The organism is Streptosporangium sp. NPDC050855, from assembly GCF_044456585.1.
GTDB classification, from domain to species: Bacteria; Actinomycetota; Actinomycetes; order Streptosporangiales; family Streptosporangiaceae; genus Streptosporangium; species Streptosporangium longisporum.
Map to the genome: position 1 here is coordinate 100000 of NZ_JBITFY010000018.1, position 20696 is coordinate 120695.

Consider the following 20696-nt stretch of genomic DNA (forward strand, 5'->3'; position numbering starts at 1 on the left):
CACCCCCCGGCTTCTCCGTCGGGACGGTCCCGGACCGGGAACCCCGGCCCGGGACCGGTACCGCTACTCCGTCTCGCCGGACGCGTCCTCGGCCAGCAGGTCGGGTGACCGTACACCGGTGTAGATCAGGGCGGGAGGAACGTTGCGCCACACCGGGCCGAGGGTGCCCACGGTCGCGAACGTGGAGTGCATCAGCCCGCGGAAGTTCCGGAACCGCTGGAACGGCATCACGGTCAGCGTGGTGACCGTGCTGAACCTGCCGCCGGGGGCCAGCGAGGACGCGATCTCCTCCAGGATGAGCCTCTGCTGCGCGTCGTCGAACAGGGTCCAGGGGAGCGAGGAGACGATCGCGTCGGCGTGCGAGAGACCTGCCTCCCTCAGGATCTTGCCCAGGTCGCCGGCGTCACCGGTGATCACTTCCAGCCAGGGCCGGGTGCGCCGGAGATGACGCACCATGCCCTCGTTGATCTCCAGGGCGAGCTGCCGTCCGCCCGGGGGCATCCGGTCGCGGATGGCGTCACTGATCACTCCGCCTCCGGCACCGAGTTCGACGACCACGGCGCCGGGGCTGTCCGGGACGATTGACGCCGCGAGGCGGGCGATGGCCTTCGAGCTGGGCGCGATCGCTCCCAGCTGCTGGGGATTACGCATGATCGCGCCGAGGAAGGTGAGCGTGTCACCACCGGCGGGACGAGTTTCAGACAGCATCGCCAGCTCATTCCCCCAGTTGAGAGGGTTATGCCAGTTTCAACGGGCTTTGATGGAGTGGTCCGGGCCACCCGCGCCGGACCTGGGCGTCAGGGCCGCACGGATCACCGGACGCCTCGCGGACCGTCGTCCTCGGGCGGCGTCGCGCCCCGGGACGACGACGATCCGGCGAGCGCGGAGTGCCGGTAGGAGTAGGCGAAGTACACGACCAGGCCGATCAGGAACCACGTCAGGAATCGTATCCAGGTCTGCCACTGCAGGAAGGTGATCAGCCAGACCGAGAAGAGGATTCCCACCGCGGGCACCACGGGCATCCCGGGACAGCGGAAGGTCCGGGGCAGGTCGGGGCGCCGCCGCCTGAGCATGATCACCGCCGCGCACACGACCACGAAGGCGAGCAGGATGCCGATGTTGGTCAGCTCGGCCGCCTCCGCGATGGGCAGGAACCCGGCGATGATCGCGGAGATGACACCGGCGATCCAGGTCACGCGCGTCGGCACGTGCCGCGTCGGGTGCGTCCTGGCGAACCACTTCGGCAACAGGCCGTCCCGGCTCATCGAGAACCACACCCGGGTCACGCCGAGCATGAACGTGAACATGACGGTCAGGATGCCGATGATGGCCCCCACGGCGATCAGGTCCGCCAGCACCCTCAGGCCCACCGACTGGAACGCCGTGGAGAACCCGCTCTCGGGGTCGATCTCGGTGTACTTCTGCATGCCGGTCAGCACCAGGCAGGCCAGCACGTAGAGCACCATCGAGATGGCCAGGGAGTAGACGATCGCCCGGGGCATGTGACGCCTCGCGTCCTTGGACTCCTCCGCGGCCGTGCTCATCGCGTCGTAGCCGAAGACCGCGAAGAAGACCGTGGCCGCTCCGGTGAAGGCACCGCCGATGCCGTACGGGAAGAACGGCGTGTAGTTGGCGGACCTGACATAGAAGGCGCCGACGGCGATGACCACCACCACGACGGCGACCTTGAGGATGACGACGGCCATCTCGAAACGGGCCGCGCTGCGCATGCCGAGGTTGAGCAGGCCGGCGATCAGCAGGCAGAGCACGGCGGCGAACAGGTCCACCCGGTGCCCGGCACCGGTGCCCGGCGCCCCCAGCATCCAGGCGGGCAGCTGCAGCCCCAGGTCGGTCAGGAGGAAGGAGAAGTAGCCGGAGATGCCGATGGCCACGACCGCGACGATCGCGGTGTACTCCAGCAGCAGGTCCCAGCCGATGAACCAGCCCACCAGCTCGCCCAGCACCGCGTACCCGTAGGTGTAGGCTGATCCGGCCTTGGGGATGAGGCCGGCGAACTCCGCGTAGGAGAGCGCCGCCGCGGCGCTCGCCACCCCGGCGATCAGGAACGACACCACGACGGCGGGCCCCGCCACCCCGTTGGCCACGGTCCCGGCCAGCGTGAAGATGCCCGCGCCGATGATGCCGCCCACCCCGATGGCGGTGAGCTGCCAGAGCCCCAGCACGCGGGTGAGCCGGCCGGCCTGGCCCTCCTCGCCCTCCTCGATGTCCTCGATCGGTTTCCGGCGGAACACCCCCGACCCGCCCCGGGTCACAGCCATGACGCATCCTCTCCCGACGACCGGAACGACGCCCGCACGCCCGCACGCCCGCGCCCCGGCCACCCGGACCACCCGGACCACCCGGACCACCCGGACCACCCGGACCACCCGGGCCACGTGACGACCGGTGCGACGACTCGCCCGACCATCCGCCCATACCCGTTCCGGTACGCGATCTCCCCGTTCGCCGAGAGTATCTTCTCGATCACCCGGAGTCGCGGAACTCGGATCGTCCCGGCCCCTGCCCGGCGGCGGCGAGGCGAGGTACCGTCGTCTTATCGGGTCCCGGTCATGAGGGGAAGCCGCCATGCCAGACGATTCCGATCACGTGCTCGACTCCATCGACGGCGCCGTCGACGAGTGGCTCGCCATGAGCGACGACTCGATGCGCTGGACGCCGCCGGAGAAGGTGCAGTCCAAACCCGTGCGCTCCCTGCCGGTGCCGCCGTTCCCGCAGGTCCTGGAGAATCTCCTGCACGAGGTGGAGGCCCGCCTGGGCCCGCCGGCCCAGGCGGTGGTGGACGCCTTCCGCCCCCTGGGGGAGGGAGTGGCCGGCGCCGTCTCCACGTTCCTGGACAGCCCGCCGGTACGTCACCTGCTGGACCCGCCGGAGGATCCCGGGGCCGCCGGTCCCGACGAGACTGCCGGTCCGGGAGGCGCGAGCGTCTGGGCGGACGCCATCGGCGCGGAGGACACGACCGGCACGCAGGGCGCCGCCGTCCTTGAAAACGGGACCGGCGCGCAGGAGAGGACCGATCCGGAAGACGCGTCCGGCCCGGGAGACGCGTCCGGTCCGGAAGACGCGACCGGACGGGAAGAGGCGACCGGCACCGAAGGCCGGGCGGCACCGCCGTCGCCGTAGCGGACCCGGCCCCTCACCCACCGGACGGCACCACCCCGGGCCCGGCCCGGCGCGAGCTCCCGTCAACGCTACGGCCCCGGCCCCGGCCCGCGCCTGGCTCCGCCCCCGTCCCCGCGCCGATTCACGCCCTGACCTGCTCCGATCCGACTCCTGGGGACGAACCCACCCAAGATCGGATATCTGCCGACGCGTAGAGTTTTCTGGTGAGGGCAGGTGCCATGACCGCCCGAGCCGGAGAGGTGGACGCGTCCGACCACGCTGCGTGAGCCGATCGCCTCACTTCTCCCAGAAGTGGCCCGTGAAGTGCGGAACCTCTTTTTTCGGGCAAAGAACAAAAAATCCCGATGAACCGGCTTACTTCTGGAGTGATGAAATGGCGGGTCTGGCGGGGCCGATCGCAGTCGGCGTCGAAGAGGAGTTTCACGTCGTCGATGTGGAGACCCGGCACCTCGTTCCACGGGCCGGCGTACTGCTGGAGCAGTTACCGGCCGACCGGTTCACCCACGAGCTGCAGCGTTCGGTGGTGGAGGCCAACAGCAGGCCGTTCGTGCGCCTGGAGGACCTCGGCCACGACCTGACCGCGCTGCGCCGCACCGTGATCCACGCGGCCGACGACCTCGGCCTGGGGATCGTGGCGGCCGGTAGCGTGCCGCTGGTCGACCTGGAGGCGCTGAAGATCTCCCCCGACCCCCGCTACGAGCAGATGCTCGCCGACTACCAGCTGCTCACCCGCGAGCAGCTCATCTGCGGGACGCAGGTGCACGCCGACGTCGAGGACCGCGACCTGGCCGTCGCCGTCGCGCACCGGCTGGCCCCCTGGCTGCCCCCGCTGCTCGCGCTGAGCTCCAGCTCGCCGTACTGGCTGGGCTCCGACACCGGCTACGCCAGCTACCGCCCGCTGCTGTGGCAGCGCTGGCCCACGGCGGGCCCGGTTCCCCGCTTCGAGTCGGCCGCGGAGTACGACCGGGTGGTGCAGGACCTCATCGCCTCCGGCGTGATCACCGACCCGGGCATGATCTACTTCGACATCCGGCCCTCGGACCACCTGCCCACCATCGAGCTGCGGGTCTGCGACGCCTGCCCCCGGGTGGGCGACATCGTGCTGATCGCCGGGCTGTTCCGGGCACTGGTGGCCCGGGAGCTGGACGCCGTCCAGAACGGCCCGGAGCGTACGGTCCGGCTGGAGATGGTCCGCGCCGCGTCCTGGAGGGCGGCCCGCTCCGGGCTGGAGGGCGAGCTCGTCGACCCGATCGAGGGCACCCCCGGCCCCGCCTCCGAGGTGGTCCGGCGGATGATCAACGGCCTGCGGCCGCAGCTGGAGGAGTGCGGCGACTGGGAGCTCGTCACCTCCCTGGCCCGGGAGTCGCTGGCCAGGGGCAGCTCCGCGGCCCGCCAGCGCCAGGCGTTCGCCCGGAGCGGCAGGCTGGCCGACGTGGTCGACCTGGTCGTCGCCGAGACGCGCTCCGAGGAGTGGGAGACCGCCTTCGGCGGGCCGATGCCCAGGATGCACACCAGCCTCCTGGACGGCTACGAGGCCCCCGGCGACGAGGCGATCATCGAGGGCACCGTCCGCGAGTCCTATCAGCCGATCCTGAGCGTCCTGGACCGGATGGGCGTCGACGGCCTGCGCGAGACCGAGCGGCGCCGCGACGACCACCAGCGCAGCCACGGCATGACCTTCCAGGTGGAGGGCGGCGGCGAGAGCCGGATCTTCCCCTTCGACCTGGTCCCCAGGCTGGTGCCGGCCGACGAGTGGACCGAGGTCCAGCGGGCGCTGCCGCAGCGGATCCGGGCGCTGGAGGCGTTCCTGCACGACGCCTACGGCGAGCGCAGGATCATCCGGGACGGCGCGATCCCCGCCTGGGTGGTCGACGAGTCCCCCGGGTACCACAAGTCCGGCCGCAGGGTGCCGAACGGCACCGTGCGCTGCACCGTGGCCGGGCTGGACCTGGTCCGCGACAGCGTCGGCCGCTGGGCGGTGCTGGAGGACAACCTCCGGGTGCCCTCGGGCCTGGGGTACTCCGTGACCAACAGGCGGCTGATGGCCGAGGTGCTGCCGGAGCTCCTGCCCGGTGACGCCGCCTTCGACCCCGCCGAGGGCCTGCACACGCTCCGGGAGGCGCTCCTGGCCGCGGCCGGAGGCGACCCGGAGAGGCTGGCCGTGGTCACCGGCGGTCCCGGGGACTCCGCCCACTACGAGCACCGGATGCTCGCCGAGGAGATGGGCGTACCCCTGGTGCTCCCGTCCGAGCTGTCCTTCAGGAACGGCCACCTCGAGGTCGCCGGGCGCCGGATCACGGTGCTCTACCGGCGGATCGACGAGGACGACCTGCTGGCGGGGACGCTCGGGCTGGAGATCATGGACGCCGTCGAGCGGTCCGCGCTCGTCCTGGCCAACGCCCCGGGCAACGGGCTGGCCGACGACAAGTGCCTGTACCGGTACGTGCCGCGCCTCATCGAGTACTACCTCGGCGAGCAGCCGCTCATCGACAACGTCACCACCTACCTGTGCCGGGACGCCGACGACCGCGAGCAGGTGCTGGACCGGCTCCCCGAGCTGGTGGTCAAGCCGGTGGACGGCTTCGGCGGCCAGGGCGTGGTGGTCGGCCCCGACGCCTCTGCCGAGGAACTGGACCGGGTCAGGGAGACGATCATCGCCGCGCCCGAGGGCTGGGTCGCCCAGGAGACGGTCCACCTGTCGACGCACCCGAGCTTCGACGGCGAGCGGCTGAGCCCGCGCGTGGTGGACCTGCGGGCCTTCGTCTGCTTCGGCGAGACCGCGACCGTGCCGCCGACGGCGCTGACCCGCGTCGCGCCGGCCGGAAGCATGATCGTCAACTCGTCCCAGGGAGGCGGATCCAAGGACACGTGGCTTCTGAGGGGGGATGCCGATGTGCGGCCTCAGCGGTGAGTTCCGGTTCGACGGACGTCCGGCGGACGTCGCCGCCGTGACCCGGATGAGCGAGACGATGTGCGACCGGGGGCCCGACGGGGCGGGCCTGTGGTCGCAGGGGCCGATCACCTTCGGCCACCGGCGACTGAAGATCATCGACCTGTCCGAGCGGGGCGCCCAGCCGATCACGGACGCCGACCTCGGCCTGACGGCGGTGTTCAACGGCTGCCTGTACAACTACCGCGAGCTCCGCGAGGAACTGCAGGGGTACGGGTACCGCTTCTTCTCCAGCTCCGACACCGAGGTGCTGGTGAAGGCGTTCCACCGCTGGGGGGCCGGCTGCGTCGACCACTTCGCGGGCATGTTCGCCTTCGCCGTGGCCGAGCGGGACACCGGGCGGCTGACGCTCGGCCGCGACCGCCTGGGCATCAAGCCCCTCTACCTCTCCCACGACGCCGACCGGCTCCGGTTCGCCTCGACGCTGCCCGCCCTGCTGGCGGGCGGGGAGGTGGACACCGGCATCGACCGGACGGCCCTGCACCACTACATGACCTTCCACTCGGTGGTCCCGGGCGAGCGCACCGTCCTGACCGGGGTGCGCAAGCTCCCCCCGGCCACCGTGCGCACCGTCGAGCCCGACGGGAGCGTCACCGACCACCGCTACTGGCGGCCGTCCTACACCCGCTCGGCCCTGCCGGACCTGGCCGGAGCGAGCCCCGCGGAGTGGCGCGAGGCCGTGCTGGACCGGCTGCGCACGGCCGTACGCCGCCGCATGGTCGCGGACGTGCCGGTGGGGGTGCTGCTCTCCGGCGGCCTGGACTCCAGCCTGATCGTCGCGCTGCTGGCCGAGGAGGGGCAGACGGGCCTGTCGACGTTCAGCATCGGGTTCGCCCCGGCGGGCGGCGAGCAGGGCGACGAGTTCGGCTACTCCGACCTGATCGCCGCCGAGTTCGGCACCGACCACCACCGCATCCCGATCGACGACGCGCGCCTGCTGCCCGCCCTGGAGCGGTCCGTCGGGGCCATGAGCGAACCCATGGTCAGCCACGACTGCGTCGCCTTCCACCTGCTGTCGGAGGAGGTCTCCCGGCACGTCAAGGTCGTCCAATCCGGCCAGGGCGCCGACGAGGTGTTCGCCGGGTACAGCTGGTACCCGCCGCTGGCCGGCGTCCCGCGCGAGCGCGCCGCCGAGGTCTACGCCCGGGAGTTCTTCGACCGCCCGCACGACACGCTGGCCGGGATCCTCACGCCCGAGTACATGCCGGACGGGGACGTCAGCGGGGAGTTCGTCCGGCGTCACCTGGCCGGGCCCGGCGCCGACACGGCCCTGGACGCGGCCCTGCGGCTGGACACCGAGGTCATGCTCGTCGACGACCCGGTCAAGCGGGTGGACAACATGACCATGGCCTTCGGGCTGGAGGCCAGGACCCCGTTCCTGGACCACGAGCTGGTCGAGCTGGCGGCGGCCTGCCCGCCCGAGCTCAAGCTCGCCTCCGGCGGCAAGGGAGTGCTCAAGGACGTCGCCAGGGGGTTGCTGCCCGCCGAGGTGATCGACCGGCCCAAGGGGTACTTCCCGGTCCCGGCCATCCGGCACCTGCACGGACCGTTCCTGGAGATGGTCGCCGACGCGCTCACCTCCGAGGCCGCCCGCTCGCGGGGGCTGTTCGAGCAGACCTACGTCGAGAAGCTCTTGACGGCGCCGGACGAACATCGCACTACCCTGGGTGCGAACGCGTTGTGGCAACTCGGACTCCTGGAGCTGTGGTTGCAGGCACAAGGAGTCTGATGGTCGAAATCCTCGGTGCCCGTTCCCGTCCCTCGATGGGAACGGGCCTGACGGCTCGGAGTTGCCGGGCACCCGCTCTGGCGCCCGACGTGAGCGCGGTGGCCTTCATCGACGACAGGGACGGCTCGCCGCGCGTCTGGATCCAGCCCCTGGGGGCGGACCTGGAGGAGTGGACGCCAGGGGAGGACGGGCCCGAGACGCCGCCCGGCAGGGGGGCCTGGCCGGTCGACACCGGCTCCGAGCCCGTCGCCGACGTGAGCTGGTCCCCCGACGCCAGGCGGCTGGCCGTCCTGATCGTCCCCGGCGGCGGGGAGCACGGCCAGGTCTGGACGGTCCGGCCCGAGGGCGGTGACCTGCGGCCGCTGTCGGCACCGGAGGGCGGGTCGGCCTCGTTCGTCCGCTGGACCGGGCAGGGGGAGATCCTCCTCGTCGCCGAGGTGACCGCCTCCGGGCGTACCGAGGCGGTGCTGATCGACGCGGGCTCCGGCGGCCGGGAGGTCATCGCCGGCGGCGCGCTGATGCACCCGGCGTCGGTCAGCCGCGACCACCGGCGGATGCTGCTGCGGCGCGGCCCGCGCGGCGTGCGCAGGATGTACGTGGCCGACCTGCACGCCTTTCCCGGAGGGCTCCCGGCCGTCCCGCCGATCGGGCACGACGAGGACTTCCCCTTCGCCCACCCCGCCTGGCCGGCCGAGACCGTGGGAACCAACGGCGCCAACGGGAGCGGCGGTACCAACGGGAACGGCGGGAGCCCCGAGGGGGCCGGCGCCCTGCCCGTTCCCGGGACCACGGGGCTGGCCGCGGCCCTTCCCGGCCCCGAGCACCTTCTCCCCGGCCCGCCCGCGCTTCCCGGTCCCGGCCTTCCCGGCCTTCCCGACGATCTCGTCCCGGGGGCCGGGTCCCTCCCCTCGCCGCTGCCGCCCGCCGGGCTCCGCTCGGAACCGCCGGCCGGTCATCTCGCCGACGTGCCGCCCGGCCTTCCGGCCGGGCTGCCCGACGAGGCCGCGGGCGACCTGCCCGGCCCCGGGGAACGACCGCTGCTGGCCGGGCTGACCGGCACCACCGACTACGGCATCCTCTCGCCCGACGGGATGACCGCCTACCTGCTCTCCGACGTCGGCCGCGACCGGGCCGCGCTGGTCGCGGTGGACGAGGACGGCGTTCCGGAGGTGCTGGCCGAGCGCCGGGACGCCGAGCTGGACCAGTTCGCGCTGAGCGCCGACGGTCACCGCGTCGTCCTGGTCTGGAACGTCGACGGCCGCTCCGAGATGGAGGTGATGGAGCTCGACACCGGCCTGACCCGGCCGTTGCCGCCACCGCCCGCCGAGGTGGTCACCTCGATCAGGATCTCCCTGGACGGCCGCCTGGCGGTGCTCGCGGCCGAGGGACCCGACCGGCCCCCGCACGTGCTGCTGTGCGAGCTGGAGACCGGCGGCTACCGGCGGGTCGCGGGGTCGGGACGGATCGCCGAGGCGGCCGGGGCCGAGCTGATGCGCTTCCAGGCGCGCGACGGCATGGAGCTGACCGGCTGGCTCTACCGGGTCCCGGACGCGTCCGGCCCGACGCCCTGCGTCATCTACCTGCACGGCGGCCCGGAGAGCCAGGAGCGGCCCACCTTCAACCCGCTGTTCCAGAACCTGCTGGCCGCCGGGATCGGGGTGCTCGCGGCGAACGTCCGGGGCTCGTCGGGTTTCGGCCGGGCCTTCCGCAACGCGGACAACCACGCGCTCCGCTTCGACGCGATCCACGACGTGGCCGACTGCGCCGTGGAGCTGGCGCGTACGGGCGTCGCCGACCCCGGCAGGATCGCCTGCATGGGCCGTTCCTACGGCGGTTACCTGACGCTGGCCGCCCTGGTCACCCATCCGGATCTCTTCCGCGCCGGTGTCGACGTCTGCGGGATGGCCGACTTCGAGACCTTCTACGAGCGGACCGAGCCGTGGATCGCCGCGGCGGCCGTCAGCGAGTACGGCCACCCCGTCACCGACCGCGAACTGCTGCGGGCCCTGTCGCCCCTGCACTCCTTCGACCGGCTGCGGGCCCCGCTGCTGATCGTGCACGGCGCCCAGGACACCAACGTCCCGCTGTACGAGGCCGAGCAGGCCCTGCGGGCGGCGCGGGACCGCGACGTGCCCTGCGAGCTGCTGCTGTTCGAGGACGAGGGGCACGAGATCCGGCAGCCGGTCAACCGGGCGACCTTCGTCAAGAACGTCGTCGAATGGTTCGGCTGGCACCTGGCCGTCCCCGACCGGGGGTGAGGACCGGCCCCGAGGGCAGGACCGGCTCTGGGGTGCCACGCCGCCGGGCGCGTCGGCCCGGCCGACGCCCCGGGCCGGGACGACGAGATCAGGGTCCCTGCTCGGCCGGCGACCGGGGATCGGCGTGCCGGGGCCGGTCAGCGGGCGCCGCTGGTCAGCTTCATCCGCAGCCGCACGTGGGAGCGCCCGTCGGCCTGGCGGATGGTGAACTCATCGCATATCTGGCCCATCAGCCACAGCCCGAACCCGCGGGTCGCGCGGGGCGAGGGGCGGTCGCGGCGGGCGTCGCCGGGGGCGAGGCGGCCGGCGTCGTCGGCGACGTCGACGGTCAGGGTCTCCTCGTCCTGCCAGACGCTCACCGTGCCCGACGCGCCACCGTGCTCCAGGACGTTGATGGTGGCCTCGTGAGCGGCCAGCAGCAGGTCGTCGCGTCGCCTGCCGGTCAGCCCCACCTGGTCGGCGTAGCGAGCGAGCCGCCTGCGCAGGCCGGTCAGGTCGCTCGTGATCGGCCACTGTGCTCGGCTGCTGGTTCTCACGTCGATCCCCCCATGTGCGTCCATGTCGTCGCCGGGGGGCTACCGGTACGTCGACCAGGATCCGAACGGTCGCTGAAGTATTACGTCCAGGTAACTACCCTCGCTGACCTGCCTAACCATCGATCATCGCTGGGAGCGCTCCCGGTGCTGATCAGAGCGTTCCGATTCCGGCTCGCGGAAGCCCGTGACGGGAAAGGACGACATAGCGAATCTACAATGTAAAGGGCATGGTCCATGAAACTCACGATGAGGAAGGGCACCCGCGCACCGAGAACGCGGGACCCATGGAGGCGTGACCGTGCGGCGGGAGGGTGGTCCAGGCATCCCGGGCTTCGTGGCTCCTGTCCGCACCGGATGAAGCCGGTCTTCCCCTCATTTCCCCCTCTTTGCGGGCCGGTGCTGATAACAGATCGGTAAGACCGTACTGTCATGGCCCGCATACACTGGGTGACTTTTGCCAGGCTGGGGTGGTCGGACGCGATACGGGAGGCGAGATGCTCGATGGGCACGACCGGACCCACGGCCACGGCCCGAGAAGGCCGCGGGGTCGCATGCCGTACGGCGACCCGCCGCCCGGACGGCCCTCGTCCCCGTTGCCGTCCCCGTCTCCGCAGCCGTCCCCGTCCCCGTCCCCGGAGGCCCTTCCGGACGGGGGAGAGGTGGCGGCCGACGAGCGTGCGGCGGCGCGCGCCTGGACGTATCTCGACAGCCGGCCGTTCTCCATGCCCCCGCCGCCCGGCCCGTGGCACCGGCCCTGGTCGCGGTTCTCCCGCGACCGGCTGTTGCGACCGGCGCTGATCGCCGGGTTCCTCGCCGCCGCGGGGGTCGGCGTCTGGTCCTCCGGCTGGTCACCGTGGACCGGGACGCCGCTCTCCGGTACGACGTCCGCGCCCACCGGGGGGCGTGTCCTGGCCGGTCACGAAACGCGGACCGTCCCGCCGTCGGCCCCGGCCACGACCGGCGGGCCGCAGGCGCCTCCCGCGAAGGAGGGGGAACCCGCAGCGGACGGCGAGCCCGGCGCGGGGGAGGGGCGAGCGGGCCGGGACGAGGCCTCACCACGGGGCCGGGCACTGCCGTCCGGGCGCGCCCTGTCCGGTGCCGGCTCCCGGGCCGGTTCCCGGGCCGCGGAACCCGACGGGAACGAGTGGGTCCGGCGGATGGGGGCGAACGAGCGGGCCGGACGCTCCGGCGGGGGACACGGTCCCCCGGGGGCCGGTTCCGCGACGAACGGTCCGCGGGGCGGCACCGGTCCGCGGAGCGACGCCGGTCCGCGGAGCGACGCCGGTTCGCGGGGTGATGCCGGTCCGCGAGGCGGCGGGACGAGCCGTCCGGACGGCGCCTCCGGGGGAGGCGGGGGTGCCGGGCCGCGGGAGGGGGCGGGTGCGCCGGAGAGCGCGGGTTCCGGCCGGAACGCCGGCGAGAGACCACGGACCACCAGGACGGGACGACCGCGGACCGGGCCGCCGGGAAGCGGACCGGCGGGGGACGGGGCGCGGTCCCGCGCGCCCAGGTCGCCGTCTCCGCAGGCCACCGGTGGCGGGCGACCGGCCACGGGTATCAGCGCCGCCTACGCGTGCCGCCACCTGCCCCCGGGTGACTGGCGGTACGCCTACTGCGTGCGGGTCTGGAACGACTACAAGCGCAGGAACGGCCTGCCCTAGCCGAGCCCGCCTGCCGGGACGCGGGGGTGGCCGGGGCGACGTCCGGCCGCTCGGCGGGGCCGGCCACGTCGGCCGCGATCGCGGTACGGCGGTGTCGCGGCGATTGCTCACCTGCCGGGCATCGGCGGACCACTGAACCGTCGACCGGATGTCATGAAGACCTGTCAGGTTCGGGTCACAGAACATTCTCCACCTCTGAGGAGACCCATGTTCCGACGACTCGGTATCGCGCTCACGACCGCGCTGGCGATGCTGGCCACGCCGGTGGTGCCCGTCTCCCCGGCCGCCGCGGCGCAGTCCTCGACACCCCTCAACGTCGCCCACCGCGGGGCGTCCGCGTACGCGCCGGAGAACACCGTCGCGGCCTTCGAGCTGGCGCGCGAGCAGGGCGCCGACATGTTCGAGCTCGACGTCCAGGAGACGAGGGACCACAGGCTGGTCCTGATGCACGACACGACGCTGGCCCGCACCACCGACGCCGAGAGGGTCTTCCCGGACCGGGCCCCCTGGAGGGTCGGCGACCTCACGCTCGCGGAGATCCGCAGGCTGGACGCGGGCTCGTGGTTCGACGCGGAGTACAGGGGCGAGCCGGTGCCCACGCTCGGGGAGGCGCTGCGCGCGATGGGGGAGAGCAGGCTCGGCCTGCTGCTGGAGATCAAGGCGCCACGGCTCTACCCGGGCATCGAGGCCCGTGTCGCCGCCGAGCTGCGGCGCCATCCTTCGTGGCTGGCTCCCGGCAGGCTCGCGGTGCAGTCGTTCGACTGGAACTCGATGCGCACGTTCCACCGGGCCATGCCCCAGGTCGCGATCGGCCTGCTCGGCACACCGGCGGTCGCGGAGCTCCCGACGCTGGCGAGGTTCGCCGACCAGATCAACCCGCCGTACCGCGACGTCACCCCGGAGTACGTCGGACGCGTCCACCGCCACGGCATGGAGGTCTTCACCTGGACGGTGGACGATCCGGCGGTCATGCGGCGCATGACCTCCTACCGGGTGGACGGCATCATCACCAACAGGCCCGACCTGATGCGCTCACCGCTCCCGTCCTGCGCGGCCTGAGCCGCTTCGGGCCCCGTCGCACGGGCCCGAGCGGTGGGCCGTGCCGTACGCCACCGCGCCGTACGCCCCCGCGCCGACCGTCCGGTTCGGCAGGAATGTCGTAAATCAGGTATTCCTACCGTTTATAGAGGGATTAGGGTGATCTCATGCGACAGGGAGAACGGACACCGGCATGAGCATCATCGGCACGGCGTCCCAGATCCCCGACCGGCCCGGGGCGCACGTGATCGCCGACGACGCGGAGGCGATCGCCACGGCCGGCGCGCTGGCGGCCGAGTTCGCGACCGGCGCCGCCGAGCGGGACGCCGAACGGCTGCTGCCCGTCGCCGAGCTGGACCGGCTCTCCGTGAGCGGGCTGCTCGCGATCACGGTGCCGCGCGCGTTCGGCGGCGCCGACGTGCGCGCGGAGACCCTGGCCGAGGTGGTACGCCTGCTGGCCGCCGCCGACCCGAACATCGCGCAGATCCCGCAGAGCCACTTCGTCTACGTCAACGTCCTGCGCCACCAGGGCACCCCCGAGCAGCAGAAGTTCTTCTTCGGCGAGGTGCTCGCCGGTGCCAGGCTCGGCAACGCGCAGTCCGAGGCCGGAACCAGGCACGTGCAGGACTACCGCACCCGGCTGGTGCCCGACGGCGAGGACGGCTTCCTGCTGCGCGGGGTCAAGCACTACAGCACCGGCGCGCTGTTCGCGCACTGGATCCCGGTGCTGGCCCGGCGCGAGGACGAGACGTTGCACGTGGCGTACGTGCCGAGGGACGCCGACGGGCTGACGGTGGTCGACGACTGGGCCGGGATGGGCCGGCGGACCACGGCCAGCGGCACCGTGCGCCTCGACGACGTGCGCGTGCCCGCCGACCGCGTGGTGCCGCACCACCTGACGTTCACCGGGCCGCAGCTCCACGGCGCCGTCGCCCAGCTCCTGCACGCCGCGATCGACGTGGGCATCGCCGGCGGGGCACTGGCCGAGGCGCTGGACTTCGTCCGCACCCGGGCCAGGCCCTGGTTCGAGAGCGGGCTGGACAGCGCCGCGGAGGACCCGCTGACCGTCCAGCGGGCGGGCGAGCTGACGATCAAGGTGCGGGCCGCGGAGGCGCTGCTGGCCGTGGCGGGCCGCCAGGTGGACGCGGCGGCGGCGGACCTGACGGAGGAGTCCGCGGCCGCGGCCTCCATCGCGGTGGCCACCGCGAAGGCCTACGTCGATCCGGTCGCGGTCGAGCTGGGCGGCGCGATCTTCGAGCTGGGCGGCACCCGCGCCGCCCTGGACGGGCTCAACCTCCACCGTCACTGGCGCAACGCCAGGACGCACACGCTGCACGACCCGGCCCGCTGGAAGGTCCAGCACATCGGCCGCTACATGCTCAACGGGCGGCTCCCACCCCGCCACGGCCTGCTCTGACGCATCCCGCCGCCCCGACGACCGGCCGGCGACCCGCCGGAACGACCGGCCGGCGGCGACCGACGACCGGCCGGTGACCGACCGGCGACCGACCACGGAAGTGCCATGACACACCTGACGTTCCACTGGTTCCTGCCCACCTACGGCGACAGCCGCGACATCGTCGGCGGCGGTCACGGCCTGCCCCCGGGCGCGGCCGGTGGCGCGCGCCCGGCCACGCCGGCCTACCTGCGGCAGATCGTGCACGCCGCCGAGCACCTCGGTTTCGTCGGCGCGCTGACGCCGACCGGCGCGTGGTGCGAGGACGCCTGGCTGACCACGGCCATGCTCACCGAGACCACCGAACGGCTGAAGTTCCTGGTCGCGTTCCGGCCCGGCCTCGTCACGCCGACCCTGGCCGCGCAAATGGGCGCCACCTTCCAGCGTCACTCGGGCGGCCGCGGCATCACCGAGTTCGTCATGTCCGGTCACCCGCACGTGGAGGAGGCGTACTGGTTCGGCGAGGGGGTGCTGCCGATCCTGCGCGGGCGCGGCCTGTGGGAGCACCCCGCGGCGGCGGGCGCGCACGAGCCCGCGTCGATCCCGTTCGCGTCCACCGGGTCGAGCTGAGAGGAGGCCCGCACGGGCCGGGACCGGGACGGTCCCGGACAGGGGCGGGGAAGGGCCGGGGCAGGGGGACGGCTCAGTAGCGCCCGGCCCGCCGCATCGTGCGGGGGCGCCCGTCGGGGTCGCAGACGATGCGGTAGAAGGGCGTGGCCCAGGCCGCGGTCCAGGGGGACATCGGTGCCGGCCGGTACGTGCGCAGCCGTCCCGGTGGACGCGGACCGCGGCGGCCCCCGGCGTGCCAGCGTTCCAGGGCGGCGGCGCAGGAGGCGAAGGCGTCGAAGAAGGAGACCGGGTCGAGCAGGTCCGCGTCGGAGTCGCCGGTCCGTTCCAGGTGCTCGCGGGCCAGCGTCAGCCGCAGGTCCCGGGCCAGGCGGCGGGCGCCGTCCCCCAGGCCGCCGGGGTCGGCCGGCTCCCGGTCGTCGCGGGTCTCGTCCAGGATCGCGCAGGTCAGCTCGGAGTCGTAGGTCCACGAGCGCCGGTTGAAGTTGTCCGAGCCGATGGTCGCCCACACGTCGTCGACGACGCACACCTTCGCGTGCACGTAGACCGGCGTGCCCTCCCGGTTCTCCAGCCCGTAGACCGCGACCCGGTCGCCGCCCGCGCGCTTGAGGACGTCCAGGGCCTGGTTGCGCCCCAGGATCTGCGGGACGCCGCCGATCGGGCCGTCCTGGTCGGGGTGGAGCGGCAGCACGCTGATCATTCTCAGGTCGGGGTTGGCCGTCAGCGCCTCGGCGAAGGACTTGGCGACCTCCGGTGACCACAGGTACTGGTCCTCGATGTAGATCAGGCCGCGGGCGCGGCGCAGCGCCTTGAGGTAGCCGCGGGCGATGCTGCGCTCCCCCTGCGGGGCGAACGCGTAACGGGTCCTGCGGTGGGCGTAGGTGCGCAGCAGCTGTACGGCGTGCGGGCCGCAGGCGGGGGGGTCGGCGGTCTGCGGGGGCATCGGGTCGGCCAGGGTGTCCTCGTGCCGTATCAGGTCGGCGACGCGGTGCACGGGGTTGCGGGTCAGTGGCTGCGGGTCGTCCCAGCGCTCGCGGAAGACGGCCTCGACGTCGCCGACGGCCGGGCCCTGGATCGCGGCCTGCACGTCGTGCCAGGGCGGGCGGTCGCCGTAGACCTTGGCCATGGGCGCGGCCTGGACGTCACCGCTGTGGGAGGCGTCGTCGCGGCGGCTCCAGCACAGGTCGATGCCGCCGACGAACGCGATGTCGCGCCGGGGGTCGTCGCGGTGGCGCAGCACCACGAGCTTCTGGTGGTGCGAACCTCCGACCGGGACGCGCATGTCGCGCAGGCACTCCCCGCCGGCGGCCTCGATGGCGTCGCCGAGGTGGCGGTTCTCCTCGGCGCTGAAGAACAGGCGGTCCCAGTGCGAGCGCCAGAGCAGGCCCTTGACCACGACGCCGCGCCGGGCGGCGTCCGCGAACACGTGCGCGACCTCGGTGCCGGGGCCGTCGAGCCGCTCCCCGGGGTCGCCGCGCCAGTCGGTGAACAGCAGCAGGTCCCCGGCGCGCAGTTCACGGACGCGGGTGAGCAGCTCGGCGAAGTAGGGGGCTCCGTGCGGGATGGGGCGCACGGTGTTGCCGCGCGACCAGGCGAGCCCGTCGTCGCGCCGGGTGTCGATCCGGGACGCCGGGTTGCCGCGCTCCTCGGGGGCGAGAAACCACTTGTCTTCCGTCATCGGCCTGGATCTACCCGGTTTTTACGTGATCTCACCCGGGCCGCCAGGCGCTCCCGGGGAGGCCGGAGCCCACTCGGCGCCGGGCGGCGGGCGTGAGACCGGAACGGGCCGCGCCGTCCAGCCGCGGGCGGGAGGTGAGAGACCGGAGGCTCCGGACCGCTCCTAGGGGGATGACGAGAGCTGTCACGGGCGACAGAACGAGGCGTCACGGGGGGCGGGACGGGGCGTCACGGGGGGGCCACACCGGACAGGGAAATCCTGACAGGGCATTTACACCATGTTACCCGCGTGTTAAAAACCAGTAAAAGAACGATCAAGTCATGAAAAAAGTGGACTGTTCGTTCTCCGGGGCCGCTCCCATCCACCGTTCCCGCCCTTTCCGGCCCCTTCTCCTCCCCGGTCTTCTCTGACCTCCCCCATGTCAGGAAAGGACCCCATGTCCCCCCGTCCTCGCCCATGGGCCGGCCCGCTCGCCGCCGTCCTGCTCCTCCTCGCCGGTGCCGCGCCCCCGGCCGCCACGGCCCACGCCGCCGCCCTCCCCACCACCGCGACGGCCACCGCGACGGCCACCGCGACGACCAACGCGACGACCAACGCGACGACCAACGCCGCGGGTGCCACCGTTTCCGGTACGGCGGCCGACATCCCGCCCTCCGACTACCAGCAGGTCTCCCTGGCCACCGGCCCGGCCGAGCTGGGCGAGCCCATGTCCCTGACGGTGCTGCCCGACAGGTCGGTGCTGCACACCGCGCGCGACGGCACGATCCGCCGTACGACCGCCGCCGGTGACACCGCGGTCGCGGGCAGGCTGGACGTCTACACCCACGACGAGGAGGGCCTGCAGGGCATCGCCGCCGACCCGGGCTTCGCCACCAACCGGTACGTCTACGTGTACTACTCGCCCCGGCTGTCCACCCCGGCCGGCGACGCCCCCACGACCGGCACCGCGGCCACCTTCGAGCAGTGGAAGGGCCACCTGAACCTGTCCAGGTTCACCCTCAGGGCAGACGGCACCCTGGACACGGCGAGCGAGAAGGTCGTGCTGCAGGTGCCCAACGACCGGGGCCAGTGCTGCCACGTGGGCGGCGACATCGACTTCGACGCCTCCGGCAACCTGTACCTGACCACCGGCGACGACACCAACCCGTTCGAGTCCGGCGCCTACACCCCCATCGACGAGCGCGCCGACCGCAACCCGCAGTTCGACGCCCAGCGCTCCTCGGGCAACACCAACGACCTGCGCGGCAAGATCCTGCGCATCAAGCCCCAGGCGAACGGCACCTACACGATCCCGCCGGGCAACATGTTCGCCCCGGGCACGGCCAGGACCCGTCCGGAGATCTACGCGATGGGCTTCCGCAACCCGTTCCGCATGTCGGTCGACAAGGCCACCGGCATCGTCTACCTCGGCGACTACGGCCCCGACGCGGGCGGGCCCGACCCCGCGCGCGGCCCCGGCGGGCAGGTGGAGTTCAATCGCGTCACCGGGCCGGGCAACTACGGCTGGCCGTACTGCACCGGCACCAACACCGCCGCCGAGACCTACAACGAGTACACCTTCCCCTCGGGCCCGTCCGGGGCGAGGTACGACTGCGCCGGCGGCCCGGCCAACGACTCCTTCCGCAACACCGGCCTGCCCACCCTGCCCCCGGCCAAGCCCAGCTGGATCCGCTACGGCGGGGAGGCCGGCTCGCCACCGGAGTTCGGCGGCGGCTCCGAGTCGCCCATGGGCGGCCCGGTCTACCGCTACGACGCGGCCCTGAACTCCTCGGTCAAGTTCCCCGCCTCGCTCAACGGCCGGTTCTTCGCCGCCGAGTACGGCCGTCGCTGGATCAAGGCCATCGAGGTCACCTCCTCCGGCGCGCCCGGCGAGATCGCCGCCTTCCCGTGGACCGGGACCCAGGTGATGGACCTGACCTTCGGGCCCGACGGCGCCCTGTACGTGCTCGACTACGGCACCGGCTCGGGCAACCAGACGCTGTTCCGGATCGAGTACATCGGCGGCGGCAACCGCAACCCCGTCGCCAAGGCCGCCGCGAACAGGACCTCCGGACCCGCGCCGCTGGCCGTCACCTTCTCCTCGGCCGGCAGCTCCGACCCCGAGGGCGGGGCCCTGACCTACGGCTGGACCTTCGGTGACGGCGCCACCTCCACCGCGGCCGACCCCACCCACACCTACACGTCCAACGGCACCTACACCGCCACGCTCACCGTCAGGGACCCCGGCGGCCTGACCGGCACGGCCGACGTCACCGTCACCGTCGGCAACACCGCGCCCGTGGTGAACCTCACCCTGCCCGCGGACGGGCAGCTGTTCTCCTTCGGCGACACCGTGCCCTTCCAGGTGACCGTCACCGACCCCGAGGACTCCTCGATCGACTGCACCAGGGTCAGGGTCGTCTACATGCTGGGTCACGACAGCCACGCGCACGAGATCACCGCCAGGAGCGGCTGCTCCGGCACCCTGACCGTGCCCCGCGACGGCGAGCACGACGAGGCCGCCAACATCTACGGCGTCTTCGTCGCCCGCTACACCGACGCCGGCGGGCTGGCAGGCGAGAGCAGGCGCACCCTGCAGCCCCGCCACCGCCAGGCCGAGCACTTCGGCGCCCAGTCCGGTGTCCAGATCGCCGAGCACGGCCCGGCGGAGGGGGCCAGGACCGTCGGGTTCGTCGACAACGGCGACTGGATCTCCTTCCGGCCGTACGCGCTGCGCGACGCGACCTCGGTCGCCCTGCGCGTCTCCTCGGCCGGTGCGGGCGGCACGATCCAGGTGCGCGCGGGATCGGCCACCGGGACGCTGCTCGGGTCGGCGACCGTCCCGGTCACCGGAAGCTGGGACACCTTCGTCGAGGTCTCGGCCCCCCTGACCGGCGCCCCGGCGGGAGCCACCACCCTCTACTTCGTCTTCACCGGGCCGACGGGCCAGGGCAACCTCTTCGACCTGGACGCCTTCACCTTCACCACCTCCGGTCCGGCGACGGTGGAGGCGGAGGCGTACTCCTCGACCTCGGGGGTGCAGCCGGCCGGTCATGCCGGGGCGAGCGGGGGGACGACGGCGGGTTACATCGAGAACGGGGACTGGGCGGGGTATGCGTCGACGAGCGCGGCGGGTGCGCGGACGTTCGCGGCTCGGGTCTCCTCTGCGGGCTCGGGCGGCACGATCCAGGTGCGGGCCGGGTCGGCGACGGGGGCGTTGCTGGGGTCGGTGAGCGTGCCGGTGACCGGGAGCTGGGACACCTTCCAGAACGTCTCGGCCCCGTTGAGCGGCAGTGGCAGCGGTCCGGTGTTCCTGGTCTTCACCGGCGGCTCGGGCTTCCTGTTCGACGTCGACACCTTCACCATCACCCGATGACGGTCCTGGGAATCCCCTGACCGGTCCAGGGTCGCCTTTCCGGCCGCGTCGCCTTCCGGCAGGCCGCGCGTTCTCCCGAGCGGCCGCGTCGCCTTCCGGCCGGTCACGTCGCCTTCCGGCCGGTCATGTCCCGGCCGGGAGGTGCTTCCCGGCCGGTTCACCGCCCGGCCGGGACACGCCCCGGTCGGCGGCGAACCGGCCGGGGGCACGAGCGCGCCGGGTCACGCCCCGGTCCGGGCCGGACCCGCTCCCGGCCCTTCCCGGACGCCTCCCGATACGCCATGCCGTAGCGCGACATGCCGTACGGTGAGATGCGAATACGGACTC

Annotated in this window: 13 protein-coding genes; 9 read left to right on the top strand and 4 right to left on the bottom strand. The window is 72.9% G+C overall.

The genetic code is table 11. The annotated features are described in order from the left end of the window. Window positions 1–63: 63 nt before the first annotated feature. Both ACIBCT_RS30710 and ACIBCT_RS30715 read right to left on the bottom strand, forming a co-directional pair. Window positions 64–708 carry a class I SAM-dependent methyltransferase gene (locus ACIBCT_RS30710; RefSeq protein ID WP_399194490.1) on the bottom strand — a complete coding sequence of 215 codons (645 nt, stop codon included), beginning with the start codon at window positions 706–708 and terminating at the stop codon, window positions 64–66. Between the two features lie 104 nt (window positions 709–812). Further along, window positions 813–2279: an amino acid permease gene (locus tag ACIBCT_RS30715; RefSeq protein ID WP_399194492.1), complete on the bottom strand. Its 1467-nt coding sequence runs from the start codon at window positions 2277–2279 to the stop codon at window positions 813–815. Between the two features lie 307 nt (window positions 2280–2586). Here ACIBCT_RS30715 and ACIBCT_RS30720 point away from each other — a divergent pair, with 307 nt between their 5' ends. The 4 genes from ACIBCT_RS30720 to ACIBCT_RS30735 all read left to right on the top strand — a co-directional run bounded on the left by ACIBCT_RS30720 (window position 2587) and on the right by ACIBCT_RS30735 (window position 10078). Continuing rightward, window positions 2587–3141: a hypothetical protein gene (locus ACIBCT_RS30720; RefSeq protein WP_399194494.1), complete on the top strand. Its 555-nt coding sequence runs from the start codon at window positions 2587–2589 to the stop codon at window positions 3139–3141. Window positions 3142–3514: 373 nt separating this feature from the next. Further along, complete coding sequence (locus tag ACIBCT_RS30725; protein ID WP_399194496.1) at window positions 3515–6052, top strand: glutamate--cysteine ligase; 2538 nt, start codon at window positions 3515–3517, stop codon at window positions 6050–6052. After that, complete coding sequence (locus ACIBCT_RS30730) at window positions 6033–7820, top strand: N-acetylglutaminylglutamine amidotransferase (RefSeq protein WP_399194498.1); 1788 nt, start codon at window positions 6033–6035, stop codon at window positions 7818–7820. The genes ACIBCT_RS30725 and ACIBCT_RS30730 overlap by 20 nt, the downstream gene beginning before the upstream one ends. Beyond that, on the top strand, window positions 7820–10078 hold the full coding sequence (locus tag ACIBCT_RS30735) for a S9 family peptidase (protein ID WP_399194500.1): 2259 nt from the start codon (window positions 7820–7822) through the stop codon (window positions 10076–10078). Before ACIBCT_RS30730 ends, ACIBCT_RS30735 begins: the two co-directional genes overlap by 1 nt. Before the next feature lie 137 nt (window positions 10079–10215). Here the strand turns inward: ACIBCT_RS30735 and ACIBCT_RS30740 are convergent, their stop codons facing one another. Next, the gene (locus ACIBCT_RS30740) at window positions 10216–10614 is read right to left on the bottom strand and encodes an ATP-binding protein (RefSeq protein WP_399194502.1); all 399 of its coding nucleotides are present in this window, start codon (window positions 10612–10614) and stop codon (window positions 10216–10218) included. 659 nt (window positions 10615–11273) lie between these two features. On the opposite strand from ACIBCT_RS30740, the gene ACIBCT_RS30745 reads away from it, so the two are divergent. The 4 genes from ACIBCT_RS30745 (at window position 11274) to ACIBCT_RS30760 (ending at window position 15339) form a co-directional block, all read left to right on the top strand. Next, window positions 11274–12275 carry a hypothetical protein gene (locus ACIBCT_RS30745; RefSeq protein WP_399194504.1) on the top strand — a complete coding sequence of 334 codons (1002 nt, stop codon included), beginning with the start codon at window positions 11274–11276 and terminating at the stop codon, window positions 12273–12275. 207 nt (window positions 12276–12482) lie between these two features. Continuing rightward, window positions 12483–13334: a glycerophosphodiester phosphodiesterase gene (locus ACIBCT_RS30750; RefSeq protein WP_399194506.1), complete on the top strand. Its 852-nt coding sequence runs from the start codon at window positions 12483–12485 to the stop codon at window positions 13332–13334. Between the two features lie 172 nt (window positions 13335–13506). Beyond that, window positions 13507–14730 carry an SfnB family sulfur acquisition oxidoreductase gene (locus ACIBCT_RS30755; protein WP_399194508.1) on the top strand — a complete coding sequence of 408 codons (1224 nt, stop codon included), beginning with the start codon at window positions 13507–13509 and terminating at the stop codon, window positions 14728–14730. Between the two features lie 105 nt (window positions 14731–14835). Then, complete coding sequence (locus ACIBCT_RS30760) at window positions 14836–15339, top strand: LLM class flavin-dependent oxidoreductase (protein WP_399194510.1); 504 nt, start codon at window positions 14836–14838, stop codon at window positions 15337–15339. A 73-nt stretch (window positions 15340–15412) separates the two neighbouring features. Here the strand turns inward: ACIBCT_RS30760 and ACIBCT_RS30765 are convergent, their stop codons facing one another. Beyond that, complete coding sequence (locus ACIBCT_RS30765) at window positions 15413–17014, bottom strand: phospholipase D family protein (RefSeq protein WP_399194512.1); 1602 nt, start codon at window positions 17012–17014, stop codon at window positions 15413–15415. Between the two features lie 436 nt (window positions 17015–17450). Between ACIBCT_RS30765 and ACIBCT_RS30770 the strand changes: the two genes are divergently transcribed. Continuing rightward, a complete protein-coding gene (locus ACIBCT_RS30770) occupies window positions 17451–20369 on the top strand; it encodes a carbohydrate-binding protein (protein WP_399194514.1) in 2919 nt (972 codons plus the stop codon). The last annotated feature ends 327 nt before the right edge of the window (window positions 20370–20696 follow it).